This window comes from Salinibacter sp. 10B, from assembly GCF_002954405.1.
In the GTDB taxonomy this organism is placed as follows: domain Bacteria; phylum Bacteroidota; class Rhodothermia; order Rhodothermales; family Salinibacteraceae; genus Salinibacter.
Window position 1 is genome coordinate 1,908,553 of record NZ_MQWC01000004.1, and the last position, 21,916, is coordinate 1,930,468.

Here is a 21,916-nt window from a genome sequence, read left to right on the forward strand (position 1 = left end):
GCTACACAGGTGGCCTCTCCCTCGTCCGGCGGGCAATCTCACAATCCGACACTCCAACGGCGCTACGGACGCCTGCGTCCTGCCGGAATAGGGCTTCCGGCGTTGGTATCGTATCTAGCAGATGAGGGTATTCCCGGAGTGACGTATCTTGGTCGGTGTTCGGGGGAATGGGACTCGTGTCGGGCCCGCGCCGGATCGGTGCGGATCGATCTCCGTGCCCTCGAAGCACGAATCATTCCCTGCTTGTCCGCATTGCCCGGGAAGACTGCGCCACAAAAATCTGTTTCGACCGTCGCATTCGGTTTCCTCCCGAGGAGCTGCGAAAAACGGAAGGCAAGAGACGACGAATTGAGAGATGCCGTTTGGCCGATTCACAGTCCCCGCGGCCCCACCGTTGCCCCAAGCCGCTTCTTGCGTTGAACCGGGGACGCACCCGTTACCAATTTTGACTCCGCCTCATGGACGCACTGCTGCAATCGCCCATCACCCTCGCGCTGCTGCTGCTCAACGGAGCCATCAGCGGATATGCTCTCCTCGTCGACTTCTCATTGATCGACGAGCTGTCGTTCCGGCCCGCTCGCATCCGTGAACGCGGGGAGTACTATCGGTTCCTCACAGCGGGCTTCGTGCACGCGGGCGGGGCGCACCTGGCGTTCAACATGATCACGCTGTACTTCTTCGGGCCACTACTGGAACGGATTCTGGGGGCCGGCGCCTTTCTCATTCTCTATTTTGGATCGGAGATGACGGCGCACGGGCTGACCTATCTGTACCACCGCACCGACTCGCACTACGCAGCGGTGGGCGCGTCTGGGGCCATCAGTGGAGTGCTGTTTGCGTTTTGCCTCTACGCCCCGCTGACGATGTTAGGGGTGATGATGGTGATTCCGATGCCGGCGATTCTCTTTGCCGTCCTTTACGTCGCCGTATCGGTGTACGCACTCGGCAACGGGGGGCATGCCGGGGGAATTGCCCACGAGGCGCACCTCGGCGGGGCGCTGGGCGGCGTCGTGATCACCATTCTCCTCGACTACCCGCGACCGATTAACGCGTTTCTTCGAGAGATGCAAACCCTAATCGGTTAGCGCGCGCTCCCTTGGAAGCGATTCGTAAGCGTCTCCCAATCCTCAAAGACAAAGCCCTGCTCATTGGGGGAATGACCGTTCGTGCCCTCGGGGGCAAACCACGCCACCCGCCAGCCCGCATTCTGTGCGCCCTTGACGTCCGACCGGTACGAGTCGCCGACGTAGAGCACGTTGTCGGGGTCGACGTTGGCCTTTTCGGTCGCGTGCACGAATGCCTTGGGGTCTGGCTTTAGCGTGCCGGCCTCCTCACAAACCACCACGGCGTCGGCCTGCTCCTGCAACACCGGGAAGGTGTCGAGCTTCTGTGCCTGCACCTCAGCAAAGCCGTTCGTCATGACTCCCACCGGCCGGCGGTCGGCAATCGTCTCAAACGCCTCCCGCGCGCCGGGAATGAACTGCCAGTGCTCCGCGTAGCGCTGCATGTAGTACCGTCCCACGAGGGCCGGATTGGCGTGCGACGCCCCCACGGCGTCCAGCAACCGCTCGAAGCGCTGTCCCTGCACGGTGGTTTTATCGATCTCGCCGTCGGCGTACCGGCGCCAGAGCGGGGCATTGATGGCGTGGTACTGCTCCTGCAACTCCTCGACCGAAAGGGTCCCGAAGATCTCTAGGTACCGATCACGCAGGTCCGACAACGCCTCCCGCTCGGCGTGTGTGTGATCGAGCAGGGTGTCGTCAAGATCGAAGTATACAAACGAAACGTCCATAGGCAATGGCAACTGGCGAGTGTCGAATTGCAAATTGTGGTATGAACACGCCGCTGAGGGCAGATTCAAAATTCGCTACTCGACACTCGAAATTGATTTTTCAAACATAGCGTATTCCTTGTCCTTCACGCCGCCGATGGACTCGACGTGATTCTTGAGGCGCGCGTTGCTATCGAGCACCCAGCTCATCTCGCACGCGTCAAAGCCGTTGGGGGGACCGTTCTGGATGGTGGCGAGCACGAGCAGACTGTCGAGCCCCTTGCCCTGGAAGTCCTGCCGGATGCCCATCAGCGGCATGCGACACTCGTAGACGCTGTAGCTCATGTGCAGCAACAACTTCGGCAGGCCAAGGGGAAAGAGCCGACCGTCGGACACGTGCCGAAGCGCCTGATTGATGTTGGGAAGGGCAATGGAGAAGCCGACGGGTCGCCCCTCGTGCTCGACGAAGTAGACGAGTTCCGGCTCCACGATTTGCTCCATCTCCTCCGCCAGTTGCAAAAACTCGTTCTCCGTGATGGGCACGAAGCCCCAGTTCTCGGCCCAGGCGTCGTTGTAAATCTCGCGGATGATGCGGGCCTCTTCCTCAAACTGATCGATATTGAGGGACCGGACCGATAGGCCCGGCGTGCGGCGTTTGACCAGCTCGGCCCCGCGCTCCAGCCGCTCAAACTCGCAGTACTTCTTGTGGACGTAGTAGGCCCACATGGTCATGCTACGCTCAAAGCCGTAGCGCTCCAGGAAGTCTTCGTGATACGGCGGGTTGTACGGCATGAGGATCGAGGGCTCCCGGTCGAAGCCGTCTACCAGCAGACCCGCGGTATCGTTGAGGGACGGATTGGCCGGACCGCGAACGCGCTCAAGCCCCTGTGCCCGAAGCCAGTCGGTAGCGGCATCCAGAAGCGCCTCGGCCACGGCGTAGTCGTCCACGCACTCGAAGAAGCCAAAGAAGCCCGTATCATCGTCGTAGGTCCGGAGGTGCATCCCGTTCACGATGCCAGCGATGCGTCCCACGGCCGCGCCGGAGGCATCCTCGGCCAAGAACAACTGCATGTCCCCGTGTTCGAAGAAGGCGTTGTCCGACGGGTCGAGCGTCTGTTTCACGTCGCGGCGGAGGGGCGGGACCCAGTTCGGATAGCGCCCCGGATAAAAGTCGTAGGGCACGTCGACGAACCGCCCCCGATCTCGCGTCCCCTCGACGGGACGAATGGTGACATCGGCAGTAGCAGTCGCGGTGGACATACGGACGCGAACAAACAGAGTGAGAGACACAGAAAAAGCCGTTGTCCCCGACCACGTGGAAGCACAGCCTGAAACGAGGTCCGCTCTGGGACTCTAAGAAGCTGTTTTAATTTCACACGCTGTGAGTTCGGCAGGACGCTACGAGTGCGGACCCGTTCCTCCCCGCCGGGGATGCAGGCGTATACACTCCGATGTGCTTTTGGTCTACGAAAATATCGGCATCGGATGTGGAGACGGGCGTAAATGAAAACAGGTTCTAAGCGTCCCATAGTCGGAGCCTGCTCCCCAAGCCCCCGACCGCTGACGGGGACCAACGGCGTGCGTACGCACCGGCCGGCCGGGCGGTTCGCCCTCTATTCTACCGGCGGCGTGCCGTGGCCGTTGGTGCCGATGACGCCATGCTTCTTCCCGACCCGGCCGAAGGCCTCCAAAATCTGATCGAGTTCGTCGTCGGAGTGCGTGGCCATGTACGAGGTGCGCATCAGCGACTGCCCCTTCGGGACGGCGGGCGGCACCACGGCGTTCACGAAGACGCCCTCGGCGAGCAGATCGCGCCAGAACCGGAAGCACTGCTCCATGTCCCCCACCACCACCGGGATGATGGGCGTCTCACTCTCCCACACGTCGAAGCCGAGCGCACGGAAGCCCTCGCGCATGTAGTCCGAAATCTCCCAGAGACGCTCCAGCCGCTCGGGCTCATTCTCAAGAATGTCGAGGCATTTCAGCACGGTCGCCACCGTGGACGGTGGCATGGAGGCACTAAAGATGTGGGTGGAGGCCTCGTGCCGAATGTATTCGACCACGTCTTTGTCGCCGACGCAGAACCCACCAATGGACGAAAAGCTTTTCGAGAAGGTGCCCGTAATCAGGTCCACCTCGTCCTCAAGTCCGAACGTGGAGGCGGAGCCGTGTCCGCCCGGTCCAATGACCCCGATGGCGTGGGCATCATCCAGCATGAGCGCCGCGTCGAACTCCTCTGCCAGCTCCAACAGCTCCGGCACCTGGGCAATCTTGCCGCTCATGGAGAAGACGCCGTCGGTGGCAATCAGTTTGCCGGCGTCCGGCTTTTCCTCGTGCGCCCGCTCCAGCATGCCACGCAGGTGCTCCATGTCGTTGTGCTGGTAGCGGCGCGTCTCTGCCAGACTGGCCTGCGTTCCCGCGACGATGCAGGCGTGGTTGTCTTTGTCGGAAAAGATAATGTCGTTCCGCCCGGCAATCGACTGCAGCACCCCCTCGTTCGTCATGTAGCCGGTGGAAAACAGGACCGCCTTGTCCTTTCCCATAAACTCCGCCAGCCGGTGCTCCAACTCCAGGTGAAGGTCGAGCGTGCCGTTCAAGAAGCGGCTGCCCGTGCACCCGGTCCCGTACTTGTCGATCGCGTCCTTCGCAGCCTCCTGCACACGCGGATCGGAGGTAAGGCCGAGGTAATTGTTTGACCCCGCCATGATGACCTCATCCCCATCCATGACGGCCCGCGAGCCTTCACTGTATTCGATGGGTCGAAAATACGGATACAGATCCGCTTGCTTCACCTTCGCATAGTCGTTGGTGGGATCGAAGAAACGGTGACACTTTTCGAAAAGGGACGGCTCATCGAGGGTGTCCGTCTCCACCTCTTCGGTGTGCACAAACTCGTGAGGCCGCTTCTGATCAGTCATCATGTATGCAGGGACGTGATGCGTAAGCGCACGTACGGGCCGGCCAAGACGTCAATTGCCGCCACTGGTCCGACCCAAAACAGCAGGGATCTAGTCCTCCCTTCTATAGATAGTCGCGGCGACTTCGACGAAGGTAACACGCCAACTGCCGGGGGACATCGCCGCAATGGAGCAAGGTCACGCGGTTGCTCGCAAAATGGACTGCCTATGTACGCTTTGGGTCGCGCGCGTGTCCTCCGAACCTTTGACGTTTCTGTTCTTGGAAGGGCTTCCGTCCCGAATCAGCCGCATTTTGTGAGGCCTTTCACATCCATAGGCCGTCCACACGCCCGCGTCGTCTCGTTTTCGGTGGATCTGTCCTCTGGCCTCTCGCTCGGCTTCATATATTTTCCATACGCGACGCGAGGCCGTCGGGTCGTCAGAACCGGAGCCGAACGCGCATCTCGGCGCCAGTGACGGCCGATCCGAACACGGGGGCCGTCCGGGGATCCACCGTCGGGTGTACACGGAGGGACAACTCCTCTCCCACGTCGAACGTGAGCAGGTGGGCACTCACGTAGGCGTCCAGCACGGTGAGGGCGTAGAAGAGTCCAGTGCCCAAAATCGAAAGGTCTCGCTTCCGGCGAAACTGGTCGCGCTGGTTTCGAAGCTCTTGCAGCCGCCACTGGTTCGACTCCGGCTGGGCTCCGACGAAATCTTTCACCTCCTGATACTGCCCTTCGTAGCGCTGGTACTCGTTGGTCTGGCGGTTTCCTTCCTGCACGTCCTTCTCCTGAATGCCGTAGAGGTGGGCACGCTGAAACAACTTGTACCGTCGGTGCGCCCGGTACACCCGTGCCCCCAGCGCAGCGAAGCCCGCGTACACAAAGGGGAGTTTCAGATACTGGCGGTTGTAGAGCTGGCCCCATCCCGGCACGGCCGCCGCCCGCCACAGGGCGTTTGGGGGCGAATGGTCAGGCGAGAAGCCTTTGGCCTTGAGAATCTCGGCGCGAACGCTGTCGGGCTGGGCGTGGCTCTTCGTACCTCCGCCGAGGCCAATCCCCAGTACGAGGAGCAACGCGACGGCGATATGCAAAACGCGACGTACAGACATGGCACAACGGTCGGGGACCCGAAATCGACCAGAGACACGGACACAGACAGAACCCGCCCGCCTCCCGTTAGTCTCCCATCATCAGTTCGACGAGGCGTTCGAGATCCTCCTCGGAGTAGTACGAGATTTCGATGCTCCCCTCTCCGTCCTTCTTGTGGGTAATCTGCACCTGCGTGCTAAAGCGAGAGCGGAGCTTGCTTCGATAGTCGTCGAGCTGAAGCTCGTCGCGGTCCGGCGCGGCCGAGGTAGAGGGGGAGGTCTCGTCCTCCTCGTCGTCGGCGTCATCGCCCTGCTCCTCGTGCCAGTGGCGCGCCCGTTGCTCCACCTCTCGCACCGACAGGTCCTCCTCGATGGTCTCCTCCAGAAGGGCGACCTGGGCCTCTTCGTCGTCCATCGCAATGAGGGCGCGGGCGTGTCCCATGGCGACCTCCTTGTCGCGCAGGGCTGCCTGCACGCGGGGCGGGAGACGCAACAGGCGAAGGAAATTGGAAACCGTCGCCCGGCTCTTGCTCACCTTCTCGGACACCTCCTCCTGCGTGAGCCCACACTCCTCCATGAGTCGCTGGTACCCGAGGGCCACCTCAATCGGATTCAGCTCCTCCCGCTGAACATTTTCCACCAGCGCCATCTCCAGCATTTCCTCAGAGCTGGCCTTTCGGATAAAGGCCGGCAGCCGTTCGATGCCCGCGCGGCGGGCGGCCCGCAGTCGCCGCTCTCCCGAAATGATCTCGAACTGGCCGTCGCCGAGCGCCCGAACCGTAATGGGTTGAATCACGCCAAGTTCTTCAATGGAGGCGGCGAGCTCGTCGAGCGCCTCCTCCTTGAATTCCTGACGCGGCTGGTACGGATTCGGTCGAATGCGCTCAATGGCCACCTCCGCCACGCGCCCCAGCATCCGGGTGCCGTCCTCAAACTGATAGAGCTGGCTCTCGGACACGTCCTCGCCCCCCTCCGCCTGGTCGGCGTCTTGCTCCTGTTCCTCGGAGGGAATGAGCGCGTTCAGTCCTTTGCCAAGTGCGGAATTGTCAGCCATACTGAGTAGGCGTCAAGGATGGGGAGTACGTTGACGCGTGCCGCGTGAGGCGAAGTCTCAACAAGCATCCCCTCACGCGGCACGCAGCCGCCTCACGGATCTACAGAGAGAAGTCGTCTGCCGGCGTTGTGGATCCCTCTTCGGGCTCGGACGACTCATTGCCGATCTCTTCGGAGACGCTGCCGTCCCCGTCGGACGTTCCAGAAGCCTCCTCCGTCTCCTCCTCGCCGTTGGTGTGGTGCTGCTCCAGAAACTCCTGGTTGTGCTCTAAAATTTCGCGGGCCAGGGCCATGTAGTTTTTCGCGCCCTTGCTGGAGGCCTCGTACAGGAGGGCGGGCTTGCCAAAACTGGGCGCCTCCGAGAGCCGCACATTCCGCTGGATGATGGTCTCGAACACCTTCTCGTCAAAGTACCGGCGCACCTCCTGAGCGACCTGGTTCGACAGGCGCAGGCGCGTGTCGAACATCGTGAGCAGCACGCCTTCGATTTCCAGGTCGGGGTTCAGGTGCTGACGTACGATCTTGATGGTGTTGAGCAGCTGCCCGAGCCCTTCCAGCGCAAAGTACTCCGCTTGCACCGGAATCAGGACGGAGTTGGCTGCCGTGAGCGAGTTGAGCGTCAGCAACCCGAGCGACGGCGGGCAGTCGACAACAACGAAATCGTACTTCCGCCGGACCCGCGGAAGCCGGTTGCTCAAAATCTTCTCCCGCTGCATCTCGTCGATCATCTCGATCTCGGCCCCAACGAGGTTGATGTGGCTCGGGATCACGTCGAGAAACGGCATCTCGGTCGTAATCACCGCCTCGCTGGCCGGCACCTCTCCAATGAGCACCTCATAGATAGACGCCTCAATCTCCTCGGCCTCCAAACCAACGCCGGAGGTGCAGTTGGCCTGTGGGTCGATGTCGAGGAGCAACGTGGAATGTTCGGTGGCGGCCAGGGAGGCCGCCAGGTTGATGGCCGTCGTGGTTTTCCCGACGCCTCCCTTCTGGTTTGCAATGGCAATGACTTTGCCCATAGGTGTACTCGCTCTTTGAGGAAGGAACCGGCCGAATCGTCCCTACAAAATCGTCGCTGCAACTCCCATCGATCAGCGGACTGAGGGGGTCTCGTGTCTGCTTACGATAACGGGAGCAGAGCGTCAAGTCGCCCGTGAATCAGAATGCAATTTACGGAACCGCGTGCGTCAATGTCCACCGGAACGGGCGGGGGTCATGCCCTCTTCGCACGGGACCTGCCGCCGGATCACTCGTTCGACCGCAGGGTTTGACATCATCGGCTGGTTGGGCAATATCGGTCCCAGTACTCGACCGTAAAGGTGAACCGGTGCCCGCCGGGACGTGTTCGGGCTAATGTGTCTACGTTGAGCGTTGGGCGTTTGGCAATTCGGAGCGCGGGGACGGTTGTCTTTTGTAGGTTGGTCCCCCTCCCCACCGAATGTTGTCGTTTCCTCGCCTCGGAACTCGTCCGACTTGAGAGACGGAAACACGCGGCACGCATAACGCCCCCCGATGTCTCCAGTCCCCTGCGCCGGTTCGGTTCTGGATCCTCTCGTTTTCTCTCGCGTCACTGTTCGCTCCCGACTCTCATGGCCCGCCGCATCGTCCTGCGTTCGGAGGAGGACCCCGATCGGCCCTCCCCGGAAAATCTGACGATCGACTACGAGGAGGAGCTCAATCCACAGCAGCAGGCCGCCGCCACGGCCGGGGACGGCCCCCTCCTCATCGTGGCCGGGGCCGGCACGGGCAAGACGCGCACCCTCATCTACCGCCTCGCATACCTGGTGGAGACGGGCACTCGGCCCGAGCAGATCGTGCTGCTCACCTTTACGCGCCGCGCGGCCAACGACATGACGGCCCGCGCCACCCAACTGCTGGACGGTCGCTGCGAGAAGGTGCAGGGCGGCACGTTTCACGCCTTCTGCCTGCAGGTGCTGCGCCGCCACGCCGAGGCCCTCGACCTCCCCCGCAACTTTACCGTTCTCGACGCCGCCGACGCGGCCGACGTGCTCAGCGTCCTCCGCGCCCGCGGCGACTATGCGAGCGGCGAGGAGCGCTTTCCGCAGAAGCGGACGCTCTACAACATGTTCTCGGCGGCCACGAATCGGGACGAGGCCCTCCATGAGGTGCTGGCGAACCGCTACCCACAGTACAGCGGCCACCTCCAGGCCCTAACGCAGCTCCAGACGGAGTACCGGCAGTACAAGCAGGCGCACGGCATGCTCGACTTCGATGACCTGCTGGAGCGTACGCTGGAGCTTTTCGAAAACAACGATGAGATTCGACAACAGGTGGCCGGGCGCTGCAAGCACGTTCTCGTGGACGAGTACCAGGACACCAATGCGCTGCAGGCCACCCTCGTGAAGCAGTTCGCGAGCGTTCACGGCAACGTGACCGTGGTGGGCGACGACGCGCAGAGCATCTACCGCTTTCGCGGGGCGGACTACAAAAACATCTTCCGCTTTCCGGACGAGTTTCCGAACGCGGAGGTCCTGAAGCTGGAACGAAACTACCGTTCCACCCAGCCGATCCTGGACCTGGCAAACCACGTCATCGAGCAGGCCGACCGGTCGTACGAGAAGGAGCTCTTCAGCGAGGACGAGGAGGGCGAGTTGCCGGCGCTCGTCCCGGCCGCCGACGGCGAGATGGAGAGCCGCTTCGTGGCACAGATGATCATGCGGCTCCGCGAGGACGGCGTGCCCCTCAGCGACATCGCCGTGCTCTTCCGCAGCAGCCACAACGCCTACGACCTGGAGGTGGAGCTAAACCGCCGCAACATCCCCTTCGTGAAGTACGGCGGCCTCAAGCTGAACGAGGCCGCCCACATCAAGGACGTGCTGGCCCATTTAAAAGTCGCGGAAAACCCACAGGACGCCGCCTCCTGGAACCGGATCCTGCAGCTCATCCACGGCATCGGCCCGAAGACGGCACAAGACCTGATCGAATGGGCCACCGAAACGGCCGACGATCCGTTCGTGCCGGGCGACCGGACGCCGTTCTCGTCCCGCTACGTCTCGCGCCTGAAGGAGCTGCTGGGCGTGCTCCGGACCCTCCAGGACCCCGACCTGCCGCCATCCGAGCAGGTGGAAACGGTCCTCGACTACTACCAGCCGATCCTGGAGGCGGAGTACGCGGAGGACTATCCCAAGCGGGAGCCCGACCTGGAGCACCTCGCGGGCCTTGCCGCCAACTACGAGAGCCGGCGGCGCTTCCTGGAGTCGATGGCCCTGGACCCGATCGAGCTGACGGCCCTGGAGCAAGACGCCGCCGAGGACGACGAGCCGCCGCTCGTGCTGTCCACCATCCACTCGGCCAAGGGCCTCGAATTCCACACCGTCTTCCTGATCCGAGCGCTCGACGGCACGATCCCCTCCCGCCACGCGCTACGCGAAGACGAGGGGGTGGACGAGGAGTTGCGCCTCTTCTACGTCGCCTGCACGCGGGCGGAGGAGAACCTGTTTATCTCCTACCCGATGACGCAGTACCGGCGCTCCTACGGCGAGTACATGACCGATCCCAGCCGGTTCGTGACGGACATTCCCGAGGAGGTGCTGGAGCCGGTGCAGCTGGTGGAAGAGGATGCCCCCGACGCCGTGGAGGCCCCGGCGGAGCCCGACCGCCTACCCGAACGTGCCGAGTCAAGCGACTCGGCTCCCCCTCCAAATCGACCCGACCGCGACCCGACTGAGGCTGACGAACTTCCCTTTTGAGGGGGGTGAGTGTATAGGTATGGAAGTATGGAGGTATGGAAGTGGGGATGTCCGGGGGAACGTCGCCTCTCGTCGCCCCTTCCTCGAATCCGTACAGCAAGACGGGCGGGGATCCAAGACGTTATCCGTTCGTGGTTTCACTGCCGTCGCCAATACAATTCCCTCGCTCGGTCATGGATGTTCGTAGCAACCGATCGACGTACGAGGACGCCGAAGCCATAGCGGAATGTCCTCTCACTATTACGGAGGTTGGCCTCAATCAGCTCGACCTGATCCGGGACCTCAACGTCGAGATCTTCGACGACGAGCACATCATCAACACCTTCGAGCGCGACGATCTGCTGATGCTGGTCGGGTGGGTAGACGGCACGGCCGTAGGCTTCAAAATCGGATACCAGTTCGACGTCTCGGGCTTCTACAGCGCGAAAGGAGGGGTAACGGAAGAGTACCGGCGACAGGGCATTGCCCGTGCCCTCCTCTACGCCCTGATGGACGCGGCCCGGTCGCGCGGGTACGAACGGTTTATCTACGACACCTTCCCCAACAAGCACCCGGGCATGACGGTGCTGGGGCTCGACGAGGGCTTTCGCGTCATCAAGGCCGACTACAGCCTGCGGTACGAGGACTATCGTCTCCGCTTCGAACAGTCCTTGACTGACGATTGAGGCGTCCTCAGGAGCATTTTTCATGAGGGGGAGTCCCATTTAGGGGGCAACGCCTCCCTCTGTACTCAATCTGTGGTGAGAGAATTTCGCTTCTCTCTTCCTCGACGATGTCCCGTCCCTCTCCTCCAGCTACCGGGGGGCCTCCTCCTTTCTATGCGCTGCTTGCCCCAACTGGCCTAGAGGCACCACAGGCAAATGGGATTCTCTCCCGGACGCATCTAATCTGAGCCAAACACTGCCCCTTTCCCCTCCAAAAGGGGATCTGTGGAATCCCGAAAGGGTCGTACTTGCACCATGCCACCGGCCCGCCCGAATTGGAGGCCTCCCTATCGCTCCGCCCCAGTCCAAGCCTGCTCGTGCCTGTGCGTACCGAGTGGTCTGACGTCCGGTCGCCTGCGGCATAAGCATGTGTCCACTACTTTCCACTGGCCGTGTCCTCCACGTCCTATGCCCATTCGACTGTTGTCGCTCCTCCTAGGTGTGCTGATCCTCCCGGGATTCGCCGTCTCCCACTCCCCTGCAGCCGCTCCATCCACAATCGACCCACTCCCCCAGATTCTCTTCGTCCGGGGCGGCCCCGGCACGGGGGGGTTTTTGGAGGGCGGCAGCGACGATCAGCTTTCCAGCATCCACGATCCCAGTACCGATTCCGGCAACCATGGCTGGGCTGCGCTGGCCGCAGAGCTCCGAGATCTTGGATTTGCGCTGGAGGAACGACGAGAGGAGCCGGTGAGCAACGGCGTGCCCACGCCCCTCCCCTTCGACCAGATGACCCTGTCGACATACGACATTATCGTCCTCGGCTCCAACAACGCGGCGTATACCCCGGCGCAAGTCGACGCCGTCGAATCGTTCGTGCGCAACGGCGGCGGACTGCTCGTCATCTCTGACGCCAATTTCGGCCAGGACTGGCCCGACGCCCCTACGAGCGATCAGGCCTTTCTCGACCGGTGGGGGCTCATCATGAATCAGGACCGCGCTGCCTACTCGATCTCCCGAGACGAATACCGTGCGGCTTCCCACCCCATCCTCACCGGCGTATCGGCCTTTGACGGGGAGGGCGTCAGCCCCGTGACCGTCGGTTCCGTGCCCGATGACGTGCACGTCCGCATTCTGGGCAGCGCCGAAGCACAGGTCCGCCGCAACGACTCGGCCTCGGGACAGGGCACAAGCTCAGCCGCGACTGACGACGACGCCGCGCTGCTCGCCGGATCTGTTGGGGAAGGCCGATTCGTTGTGCACTTCGACCGGAATACGTTTTTCAACGAAAATGGGGCCGGCACAGATATTACTCGGCTTGATAATCGGACCCTTGCTCGGAACCTCTTTCAGTGGTTAAATGGAGACCTGCCGCTGCCCGTCGAACTCAACGGCTACAGCGCCACCTATTCGGCCGGGACCGTGACACTCGCCTGGCAAACCCTCACCGAAACCAACCACGCGGGCTTCGGCATCGAACGTCGTGAAGGCAACAGAGACTTCCGCCCCCTCGACTTTGTACCATCCGACGGAGATTCGTCTTCTCCCCGTTCCTATCGTTACGTGGATGCCCCACTTCCTCCCGATGTCCCCACCCTTGCGTATCGCCTCCGCATAGTAGGGACCGACGGGAGTACTGAATATTCTCCGATCCGTAGCATCACACGCCCGGAAGCACTCACGCCCTTGAAGCCTGTCTCTCCTGCTCCGGTCCGCGGATCGACGACGATCCGCTACGTATTAACGCGCCCCGGATCGGCCGATTTGTGGTTGTACGACCTACTCGGCCGTCCGATGCGGCGGCTGGAGAGCGGCCATTTCCAGGCCGGCCTCCGCGAAGTCGCCCTCCCCGTCGGTCGTCTGGCCCCCGGCCGGTACTTCCTTCGCCTCTACCTTGAGGGCGCGACGTATTCACAGCCCATGACGGTCGTGCGCTGAGCCAGCAGGACCCGTGTCGCTGGGCTTTTTCGGGGCCGGTCGTCCACCTTGCTCCTGTCACGTACCCTGGAGATCGCCCCTCACGTTCCCCGTGTTCGAGAAAAAGTAGGGACGCCTTGATCCAAAAGCCCACAGGCCCCGCGCCAAGCGGGGTTCCTCCCCAGTCGTCTCCGTCTGTAGGTTTTCGTCGACTGTACGATCGTTCGTAGCCCCCCGGGGCCTACGTCCTTCCTTTCCTTCCAGCCCCCACCGAATCATGAGCGGACGCTACGCCCCTCCCTCGTCTTGGTGCCCATTGCCCCGAGTCTCCCTTTCTCTCTTCGTTGTCGGCCTGCTTCTTCTCTTCGGAGTAGCTCCCGTTCAAGGCCAAAGCTTCACGACGAGCACGCTTCAGAACCTGAACATCACGTCCCCGACCTCGCTCCAGTTTGGCCCGGACGGACGCCTGTACGTGTCGCAGCAGGACGGAACGATTCTCGCCATTACGGTGACAAAAAATAGCGCTAACGACTACTCGGCGACGGACGTCGAGACAATCAATCTGATCAAAAGTATTCCGAACTGGAACGACGACGGCACTCTTGCCCCTGCGGAATGGCAGGGGACGAGACAGGTGACCGGCATCTACGTGACATCGAATCCCAGCGATCCCTCGCTCCCGATGCTGTATGTGGGGTCGAGTGATCCGCGGATCGGAGCTGGAACCGAGAACGGAGACCTCGGCCTTGACACCAACTCCGGCATTATTACCCGATTGACGTACAACGGGAGCACGTGGTCGGCCGTCGACCTCGTACGGGGACTTCCGCGCTCAGAAGAGAACCACTCGACAAACGGTCTTCAACTCGACGCGGCTTCAAACATCCTGTACGTGGCACAGGGCGGACATACGAACGCAGGCGCCCCGTCCCAGAATTTTGCCCTCACGACGGAATATGCGCTCTCCGCCGCCATCCTGTCGCTCGATCTGACGGCAATTGACGCTCTCCCGACGCAGACCGACACAGACGGTCGGCAGTACAAGTACCTCCTTCCGACCCTGAATGACCCGACCCGCACCGATCTTAGCTCCGGTCTATGGTCCACGGTCGACAGCTTCGACGAGGCCCGTCACGAAAACGCTGCTATTCAAGTGGGCGGCAAGTTCTACGTCCTCGGGGGGCGCGAAACAACAACCGTTCGCATTTACGACCCTGCGACCGGGACCTGGTCCACTGGTGCCGCAATGCCAACGACCACCGGGTGGCCGTCGACCAATCTCCACCACTTCCAGGCCGTCGAGGTGAACGGCCTCATCTACGCCGTGGGAGGTTTCACCGGAGCGTACCCGGACGAGCCCCCCACCACGCACGTCTACATCTACGATCCCGCAGCTGACGCCTGGTCCCTCGGCCCGGAAATTCCCGTGGATCGGCGTCGTGGAAGTGCCGGTGCTGCCGTGTACAACGGCAAGATCTACATTGTCGGCGGAAATGCCAACGGCCACTCCGGCCCGGGCAGCGTTCAATTTGACGAGTTCGACCCAGCGACCGGCACCTTCACGGCCCTCCCCGACATCCCGAGGGCTCGGGATCACTTCTTCGCTATTGTCACTGGGGACGAGCTATATGCCATTGCGGGCCGGGAATCGGATCTCTCAGATGGCACCGTATTCAACCAGACGGCGGCAGAGGTCGACGTCTACGACTTCACCACAGGCACCTGGACCACCCTCCCCACCGAAAGCAACATTCCAACAGTGCGTGCTGGTCCTGTCACCGGCCTCATTGACGGGGAGATCATCGTCGCTGGAGGGGAGACCAGCCAGGGCTCTGCCCATTCGGAGACGGAAGCCTTCGACATACAGTCTCAAACGTGGCGTACCCTTTCCCCGATGAAAACCGCCCGTCATGCCACGCAGGCAATCGTCTACGAGGGGAAAATGTACGTCGTGGGCGGGTCACCGAACAAGGGCGGTGCCAATGGGGAGATTCTCGACCTCGAGATGTTGGAGGTGCAATCCACTGAGGGATATACCGATCCCAATGACCCCTTCGGCGGAAACGATGGGCTCAACCAAGCCAAAATCGACCCGAACGGTCCCGTCCAGATCTATTCTCCCGGGTGGCGTAATGCGTATGACTTGGTTCTTACGACCAGTGGGCACATGTGGGTCATCGACAACGGCCCGAACCCTGGCTGGGGAGGCCACCCGCTCGGGGAAGCCGACTACCCGTCGGATCCGGACGGAGATAGCCCAGGGGTATGTACCAATGCGTACGACCCCAACGAGCCGGGCTCAACCGGTCCAGGACCGGGAGGCGACCCAAAGGTCAATAATAATGACAACCTCCACGTCGTCACCGCAGGCTATTACGGGGGGCACCCGACCCCTGTCCGCGGAAATCTCGACGCCGGTCTGTATCTAAACGGAACGTGGCTGCAGCCGGGCGACCCAAGCCTGCCCGCCGACTGGACAGAGCTCGTTCCCGCTGCGAACCCGATCGAGTGCGACTACAGAAATCCAGGAGAGACCGACGGTGCCCTCGCCACCTGGCATAAAAAGTCGATCAATGGCATTGTGGAGTACACGGCCCAGAGTGCGATCCAGGGGGATCTTCTCCTTACAGATTTGAACGGAGGGACCATTCAACACGTCGAGGTTGACGATACGGGCACAGGCGTACTGAACACGTCGACGCTTGCCTCCGGGTTGAGTGCTCCTCTCGACGTAACAATGACTGACGATTCGACGCCCTACCCGGGTGCCGTGTGGATCGCGACGTACGGCGGGGGCGGTTCAATTTCCATCCTGGAACCGCAGGAAGAACTCGTCTGCGAAGGCACCGACAGTATCACTCTCGACGAGGATGGCGACGGATACACGAACGCAGATGAGATCGATAATGGCACAAACCTGTGCTCAGCGTCGGACATTCCGCCCAACAATGACGTGGCCGACGAGCAAGATGAAATTGCTGCCGGCACCCGAACCTTTTTGCTGTCGGACCTGAATGATTCGGACGACGACAACGATGCCGTTGCCGACCTCACGGATCCCTTTCAGACCGATAAGACAAACGGCACCGCGGAATCCCCGCCGCTTTTCAAAGACCTGTTCCTCGGCTCGATCAGCCAATCCCTTGCCGGTGGTGTCGGTTTTACGGGCCTGATGACCAACGGGACAGCGGATTACCTCACGTTGTTCGATGCCAACAACCTCCTCACGGGAGGGGCAACCGGTCAGTTCTCGATCATTGAAGTTTCAAGCGGAACAGCCAACGGGAGCCTCAACACGCAGGAAAACGGGTTCCAGTTCGGCTTCGACCCGATTGCGACGCCCTACGTCGCCCAGGTACAGATGGTGGGCTCCTACTTCAATAATAGCCCGCAGGATGGCTTCGAGCAGGGCTTCTATCTCGGAACGGGAGACCAGGACAACTATGCCAAGATTGTTCTCAGTGCCAGTGCCGACTTTGGCACGCTAGGAGCTGACGGCGGCATTGAGGTGATAATCGAAACGGGAGGAACCCCCAGTCGCACCCTCCATCCGGTGAACGGATTGATTGGCACGGCCGAAAACGTCGACCTCTACCTCGAAGTCGACCCCGCGAACGGCACCATCCAGCCCGCCTACGGCGTTGGGGGAGGCAGTCGGATTGATCTCGGAACCCCCATTTCACTCAGTGGAGATCTCCTGAGCGCCCTCCAGGGGGCGTATACAATCGGTACGAGTGTCGCGTCCGGCCCGGCCATCGGAGTGATTACGACGACGGGCGGTGCAAGCACGACGTTCCAGGCCGATTACGAGTACATCAGCGTTCGAGACGCGTCGGAAACCCTCATAACCCTGACCCCGGTGGCACGCCTCAATTCGTCGGGCGGCTCCTACACCGACACTCAGGGCAATCTCTGGAGCAGTGATCAGTACGTGACGGGTGGACGAAAATATTCGAACTCGATTGCCATCAACGGAACAGAGGACGACAAGCTGTACCAGTCCGAGCGCTGGGGAGACTTCTTTTACGACATTCCCGTGCCCGCGGCCGGGAATTACACAGTGCGCCTACACTTTGCTGAAATCTACTGGGGAGTCAACGGCGGGACCGGTGAGCCCGGGGAGCGCGTCTTCAACGTCTATGTTGAGGGCACCAAAGTCCTGGACCAGTTTGACATCAATGCCGAGGTCGGTCCCCAAACGGCGCTCGTGAAGGAATTTAGCGGGGTTGCCGTTGGCACCAATCAGACACTCAACATTCAATTCGAGTCCATCGTCGACAATGCGAAGATCTCGGCCATTGAGGTGTTGCAGGAGTCGAGTGATACCGAAACTACGTATACCGTCGCGACGAATGTGCAGGGAAGTGGCACGGTGACGAAGTCGCCCGACCAGTCCAGCTACACCTCTGGTACCACCGTTGATCTGACGGCCACGCCAGCGTCGGGATGGGAATTCGTCGAGTGGACTGGCGATGTCACCGGCACGACCAACCCGGTGAGCGTAACGGTGAGCAGCAACCTTTCCGTCACCGCGAATTTCCAGGAGACGGCGCCGCAGTACACGATCACCGCGTCGACGGTCGGAAATGGCTCGATCGTCAAGAACCCGGACCAGGAGCTGTACGACGAGGGAACGACGGTCGAACTGACAGCCGTTCCGGATGCTGGGTGGTACTTCGCTGGATGGTCCGGCGAACTGACCGGAACGCAAAACCCGATTACAGTCACGCTGAATGCGGATTACGTAATCTCCGCCACCTTCGAAGAGCTGCCGACCGCGGATGCCTTCACCGCGTCTCTCACAGTTGAAGATGCGACCGGAGAGTCGCTGACGCGTCGGTTTGGCGCAGACAACCTCGCGACCGATGGCTTTGACAGCGGGGTGGACGTGAAAGCTCCTCCGTCCCCCCCCGCAGGGGCCTTCGACGCCCGGTTCGATAACACCCTCACTGGCCCTCTCTTCACGGACGTACGGGCAAGTGTCACGTATCCTTCGTCAATCACGTGGATATTGGCAGTTCAGGGTGCCGACACTCCAATTTCGGTGACCTGGGATCCGTCCCTGTTCCCTCCCGGCACCCTCACCATGACGTCCTCGATCGACGGCACCACCGTCGACATGAAGACGCAGGCCGAGTACGTGCTGGCAACGGGCCCGACGGATCTCACGATTACGTTTGCTCCGTACGACCCGGTCACACTTGCCTCCGTTTCGAAGTCTGTGAGTGCGGGCTGGGCCCTCTGGGGCCTGTCCTACGATGTGGGCGCCCTGCCCTTCACGTCGATCCTCCCACTCGCAGAGGAGGGATCCCTGATCGGATACGAGGGAGCCTACGAATCACAGGATCGGATGCACCTTGGAGAAGGCTACTGGGTACACTTCGGATCCAGCGGAACCGAAACGATCGACGGCTATCCGGTCTCGAAGGTCACGCTCGCCCTTGATGCGGGCTGGAACCTGGTTACGGGCCCGGCCTGCGAGATCGCGCTTCCGTCCAGTATTACGGCTGCGTACGTCTACGAAAACGGAAGCTACGTCGCAACGACCTCCTCAACGCCCTTCAAGGCGTTCTGGGCGCACGTCGACGCGCCAACCGTGGCCACTCTCGACTGTGCCGCCACGAAGACGATCGCGGCGAAAACCGCGGCGTCGTCGTCGGGAAAGGCAGAGGTGCCGGCGCGAATGACGCTCACGCTCGCCGACGCGAATGGCGCTCGGCAGACGCTGTATGTGACCTCGCCGACGGATCCGGATCAAACCTCACGGTATCTCTTGCCGCCGCGGCCGCCGCAGTCCTTGTTCGACGTTCGGTTCGCGTCCGATCGCCGTGTGAGTTGGGAGCGCACGCCGTCGATTTCATTGCAGTCCGGGGCCTACCCGATTACGGTATCGGTGACAGGCAAAGCGGCCTCCGGCTCGATCGTTGAGCAGTCCTCCGCAGGTACGGGACGAACGCACCTCCTCCGGGATGGGGCTCGGTTCACGGTCGAGGATCGGCGTGTGTCCACGCTGGCCCTGAACCTGCCCGAAAGCGTACTGAAGGACCTCCCGAAGGCCTTCGCACTGAAGGGCAACTATCCAAATCCGTTCGTCAACACGACGACCATCGTCGTTGATCTGCCGGAAGAGGCAACCATTGACCTGGAGGTCTTCAACATCCTCGGCCAGCGCGTCATGCGGCTTGAGGATCAGAAGATGCCTTCAGGGCTGGACCAGACCTTCCAGCTGCAAACCTCGCTTACCTCAGGCGTCTACTTCTACCGGATGCACGCCGAGATGAACTCTGAGACGGTGACGAAGACTGGAAAGATGGTCGTTATTCAATAACGACGGGTCCCTTGCCGGGCCCCCTGGATGCGACCGCGAGGGTGGCGGTCGCGTCCGGGGTTCGGGGATGTCTTTGCACGACCGACTCCATTCGATTCAGATCCAACATGCCCAAGATTACAATCGTCACCCCCTGCTACAACGCTGAGCGCTTCATTGGCTCGACGATCGAGAGCGTGCAGGGACAAACCCTTCAAAACTGGGAGCACATCGTCGTGGATGACGGGAGCACCGACGGGTCGGCCGATATTGTGGAGACGTACGTTTCCAACGATGAGAGCAACCGCCTCCGCCTTCTCCGACAATCCAACCAGGGCGTCTGCCGAGCCCGGAATGTGGGATTTGATGCTCGCTCCTCGGATAGCGACTACGTTCTCTTTCTCGACGCCGACGATTGTCTAAAACCCGACATGCTCGCAACCCTGGTTGCTCACATGGAGGACCATCCAGAGGTGGGCCTCACGTACTGTCTGTACGATCACCTCGACGCAGACGACAACGTGACCCGTTCCCCCACTCTTCCCACGCGCTATCGCGCCTCGACGCTTGGGCTTCACCCTGTGCCCGACGATGTGCTCGAAACCCCGACCCTCTCTATTTTTGCCGGCCAAGCCATCCCCTCCGTGTCCCTGCTCCGCGCCTCCCTCTTCGAACGGACAGATGGTTTCGACGAAGAGATCGGGCAGCCCGTGGAAGACGTAGACCTCTTTACTCAAATCGCTCTCCAGTCGGTCGTCCACAGACTTCCCCTCCACCTCGTGTACTATCGGCGATACGAAGGACAAGCAAGCCAAAATACCTCCCGCATCCGGAAGCATCGGAAGAAGCTCCTCGCGAAATGGAGCCACTCCTTCAACGAGATTACAGAAGAGCACCAGCGCATCTGTCGCTCGCTCCGATATGACTGGAGTGGAAAGTTAGTCCCCGCAATTTGGCTTCGAGCCGCAAAGGCAACGATGGCACAGGGCAAAGTCGTCCACTCATTCCTTCTACTGGCCGGTGGCATCGCCCGATACCTCCTGTACACGGGAAAACTTCTTCTCTCCTCCTAACCTCCCCCTCTCGCTCTCTGTCTCTCTCCACCATGGTTATTGTCACTGCAGCCGACGATCGATTTGCGCTTCCGCTCGGCGTCATGGTTCATTCCCTTCTCGCGAATGCACGCCCGGAGGCCGAAATGACTCTCTACGTCTTGTCCGACGGCATTTCGCCCCGACACCGCCAGCGGATTGAGTCGGTCGTCGCCCGGGCAAAGAAGGACCGCATCGTCGATTTTCGCTGGATGGACGTACAACCGGATCGTCCGCCCTCGACCCGAGACGAATCCCCTTCCCTCAGAACGACCGACTTTATTTCGGACGCCGCCTATCTTCGGTTGCTCATCCCGAATCTTCTCCCCGAGGCGCAGGAGCGCGCCATTTACCTCGACGCCGACCTCCTCGTTGAACGAGACCTCACCCCGCTGTGGACGGAGCCCTTTGACGAGGCCCCCGTTCTTGCGGTGCGCGATTACAAGATTCAGACCGTCTCTCACCAAAAAGGACTTGCGCATTACCACGACTTCGGCCTGTCCCCCGATACGCCGTACTTCAACTCCGGGGTGCTGGTCCTAAACCTGAACGCATGGCGTACCGAGCATGTGCGCGCAGACGCGATGCGGTACGTTGCGCGCTATCGGAAGGTCATGAACACATGCGACCAGGAGGCACTCAATGCGGTTCTCGCCGGACGCTGGAAGGAACTGGACCCCCGCTGGAACCGACAGTCTGCCATCAGCGATCTGGATCGATGGCCGGAGTCGTCCTTCAAGCGGGACATCGAATCCCAACGGGACGCACTTCTGCACGCCCCCTACATCGACCACTTTACCGGCAACGACAAGCCCTGGAATATCCTGACGGACCATCCCTCGAAGGATCGATTCCTAGAGTATCTGGCGTCGAGCGGCTGGTTTTCGCCACTCGAATTTCGAGCGTGGCGCGGGTTCCGCACAGCCCGTATTCCCGAGCAGTACCTCCGGAACCTCACCCGTCCCCTTCGTCACCGGGCCGGAGCCCTTTTCAAATCGTCGTGACGGACGTCCGTGCCCTCTGTCTTCGTCTCATTTCGAGCCCCCTCTTCTGCGGCTGAGGACAAAATACAAGATTTCTGTTCGGTGTCGAGATCGGCCTCAGTGCATGGTTTTTCCCGAACAGAAGCGTAGCTTTTTCTGGACTTCCCCGTCACAACGCAGCGAAGCCGGGGGAGTCCCCTCCTCCTTCCCCCGAGTCGTTCTCGTCTCGTTGCTCGACCGGGTGCGACCGTCTTCTCTTCTCCCCGCCCCCAAGCGTCCCCGATTGTCACCGAATGGGCACCGGTGCGCAACAACGACTTCCGGCGCTCGCTCCGCTTCCGCCCCCCCCCATCTCTCGCCCAGAATCTCGATTCTAGAGCGTGCTCTCGACGAATGGAAAAAAGGAGAAGCGGTCGATTGGACGGAAAATCTTTTCTATCAGATGAGGGT

The 21,916-nt window shown here is 61.3% G+C and carries 13 protein-coding genes; 7 read left to right on the plus strand and 6 right to left on the minus strand.

The annotated features are described in order from the left end of the window. Nucleotides 1-458: 458 nt before the first annotated feature. Nucleotides 459-1,085, plus strand: coding sequence for a rhomboid family intramembrane serine protease (locus BSZ35_RS08060; RefSeq protein WP_105011954.1), 627 nt, complete (start codon nt 459-461; stop codon nt 1,083-1,085). Here BSZ35_RS08060 and BSZ35_RS08065 read toward each other — a convergent pair. From BSZ35_RS08065 to BSZ35_RS08090, 6 genes are all read right to left on the minus strand, one after another. Beyond that, nucleotides 1,082-1,792: a YjjG family noncanonical pyrimidine nucleotidase gene (locus BSZ35_RS08065; protein ID WP_105011955.1), complete on the minus strand. Its 711-nt coding sequence runs from the start codon at nt 1,790-1,792 to the stop codon at nt 1,082-1,084. The two genes, BSZ35_RS08060 and BSZ35_RS08065, sit on opposite strands and share 4 nt — an antisense overlap. A gap of 75 nt (nt 1,793-1,867) precedes the next feature. Then, nucleotides 1,868-3,031, minus strand: a complete 1,164-nt coding sequence (locus BSZ35_RS08070) for a hypothetical protein (RefSeq protein ID WP_258096147.1) — start codon at nt 3,029-3,031, stop codon at nt 1,868-1,870. Nucleotides 3,032-3,384: 353 nt separating this feature from the next. Next, nucleotides 3,385-4,692 (minus strand): aminotransferase class I/II-fold pyridoxal phosphate-dependent enzyme, encoded by a 1,308-nt coding sequence (locus tag BSZ35_RS08075; protein WP_105011956.1) that lies wholly within the window; start codon nt 4,690-4,692, stop codon nt 3,385-3,387. A 415-nt stretch (nt 4,693-5,107) separates the two neighbouring features. Continuing rightward, nucleotides 5,108-5,782, minus strand: coding sequence for a DUF5683 domain-containing protein (locus BSZ35_RS08080; protein ID WP_181149240.1), 675 nt, complete (start codon nt 5,780-5,782; stop codon nt 5,108-5,110). Between the two features lie 67 nt (nt 5,783-5,849). Then, the gene (locus BSZ35_RS08085; protein ID WP_105011957.1) at nt 5,850-6,815 is read right to left on the minus strand and encodes a ParB/RepB/Spo0J family partition protein; all 966 of its coding nucleotides are present in this window, start codon (nt 6,813-6,815) and stop codon (nt 5,850-5,852) included. A gap of 100 nt (nt 6,816-6,915) precedes the next feature. Further along, a complete protein-coding gene (locus BSZ35_RS08090) occupies nt 6,916-7,833 on the minus strand; it encodes an AAA family ATPase (protein WP_105011958.1) in 918 nt (305 codons plus the stop codon). A gap of 570 nt (nt 7,834-8,403) precedes the next feature. On the opposite strand from BSZ35_RS08090, the gene BSZ35_RS08095 reads away from it, so the two are divergent. From BSZ35_RS08095 to BSZ35_RS08120, 6 genes are all read left to right on the plus strand, one after another. Next, nucleotides 8,404-10,524: an ATP-dependent helicase gene (locus BSZ35_RS08095; protein WP_105011959.1), complete on the plus strand. Its 2,121-nt coding sequence runs from the start codon at nt 8,404-8,406 to the stop codon at nt 10,522-10,524. 173 nt (nt 10,525-10,697) lie between these two features. Then, nucleotides 10,698-11,189 carry a GNAT family N-acetyltransferase gene (locus BSZ35_RS08100; RefSeq protein ID WP_105011960.1) on the plus strand — a complete coding sequence of 164 codons (492 nt, stop codon included), beginning with the start codon at nt 10,698-10,700 and terminating at the stop codon, nt 11,187-11,189. 447 nt (nt 11,190-11,636) lie between these two features. Continuing rightward, nucleotides 11,637-13,106, plus strand: coding sequence for a DUF4350 domain-containing protein (locus tag BSZ35_RS08105; RefSeq protein ID WP_105011961.1), 1,470 nt, complete (start codon nt 11,637-11,639; stop codon nt 13,104-13,106). A 256-nt stretch (nt 13,107-13,362) separates the two neighbouring features. Further along, complete coding sequence (locus BSZ35_RS08110; RefSeq protein WP_105011962.1) at nt 13,363-19,413, plus strand: malectin domain-containing carbohydrate-binding protein; 6,051 nt, start codon at nt 13,363-13,365, stop codon at nt 19,411-19,413. A gap of 107 nt (nt 19,414-19,520) precedes the next feature. Beyond that, a complete protein-coding gene (locus BSZ35_RS08115) occupies nt 19,521-20,465 on the plus strand; it encodes a glycosyltransferase family 2 protein (protein ID WP_105011963.1) in 945 nt (314 codons plus the stop codon). A gap of 32 nt (nt 20,466-20,497) precedes the next feature. Next, nucleotides 20,498-21,487, plus strand: coding sequence for a glycosyltransferase family 8 protein (locus BSZ35_RS08120; RefSeq protein WP_105011964.1), 990 nt, complete (start codon nt 20,498-20,500; stop codon nt 21,485-21,487). The last annotated feature ends 429 nt before the right edge of the window (nt 21,488-21,916 follow it).

Coding starts and splice junctions, on each gene's coding strand:
- BSZ35_RS08085 (WP_105011957.1), bottom strand. CDS start 6,815: ATGGCTGACAATTCCGCACTTGGCAAAGGACTGAACGCGCTCATTCCC.
- BSZ35_RS08100 (WP_105011960.1), top strand. CDS start 10,698: ATGGATGTTCGTAGCAACCGATCGACGTACGAGGACGCCGAAGCCATA.
- BSZ35_RS08110 (WP_105011962.1), top strand. CDS start 13,363: ATGAGCGGACGCTACGCCCCTCCCTCGTCTTGGTGCCCATTGCCCCGA.
- BSZ35_RS08065 (WP_105011955.1), bottom strand. CDS start 1,792: ATGGACGTTTCGTTTGTATACTTCGATCTTGACGACACCCTGCTCGAT.
- BSZ35_RS08060 (WP_105011954.1), top strand. CDS start 459: ATGGACGCACTGCTGCAATCGCCCATCACCCTCGCGCTGCTGCTGCTC.
- BSZ35_RS08120 (WP_105011964.1), top strand. CDS start 20,498: ATGGTTATTGTCACTGCAGCCGACGATCGATTTGCGCTTCCGCTCGGC.
- BSZ35_RS08095 (WP_105011959.1), top strand. CDS start 8,404: ATGGCCCGCCGCATCGTCCTGCGTTCGGAGGAGGACCCCGATCGGCCC.
- BSZ35_RS08090 (WP_105011958.1), bottom strand. CDS start 7,833: ATGGGCAAAGTCATTGCCATTGCAAACCAGAAGGGAGGCGTCGGGAAA.
- BSZ35_RS08075 (WP_105011956.1), bottom strand. CDS start 4,692: ATGATGACTGATCAGAAGCGGCCTCACGAGTTTGTGCACACCGAAGAG.
- BSZ35_RS08070 (WP_258096147.1), bottom strand. CDS start 3,031: ATGTCCACCGCGACTGCTACTGCCGATGTCACCATTCGTCCCGTCGAG.
- BSZ35_RS08080 (WP_181149240.1), bottom strand. CDS start 5,782: ATGTCTGTACGTCGCGTTTTGCATATCGCCGTCGCGTTGCTCCTCGTA.
- BSZ35_RS08115 (WP_105011963.1), top strand. CDS start 19,521: ATGCCCAAGATTACAATCGTCACCCCCTGCTACAACGCTGAGCGCTTC.
- BSZ35_RS08105 (WP_105011961.1), top strand. CDS start 11,637: ATGCCCATTCGACTGTTGTCGCTCCTCCTAGGTGTGCTGATCCTCCCG.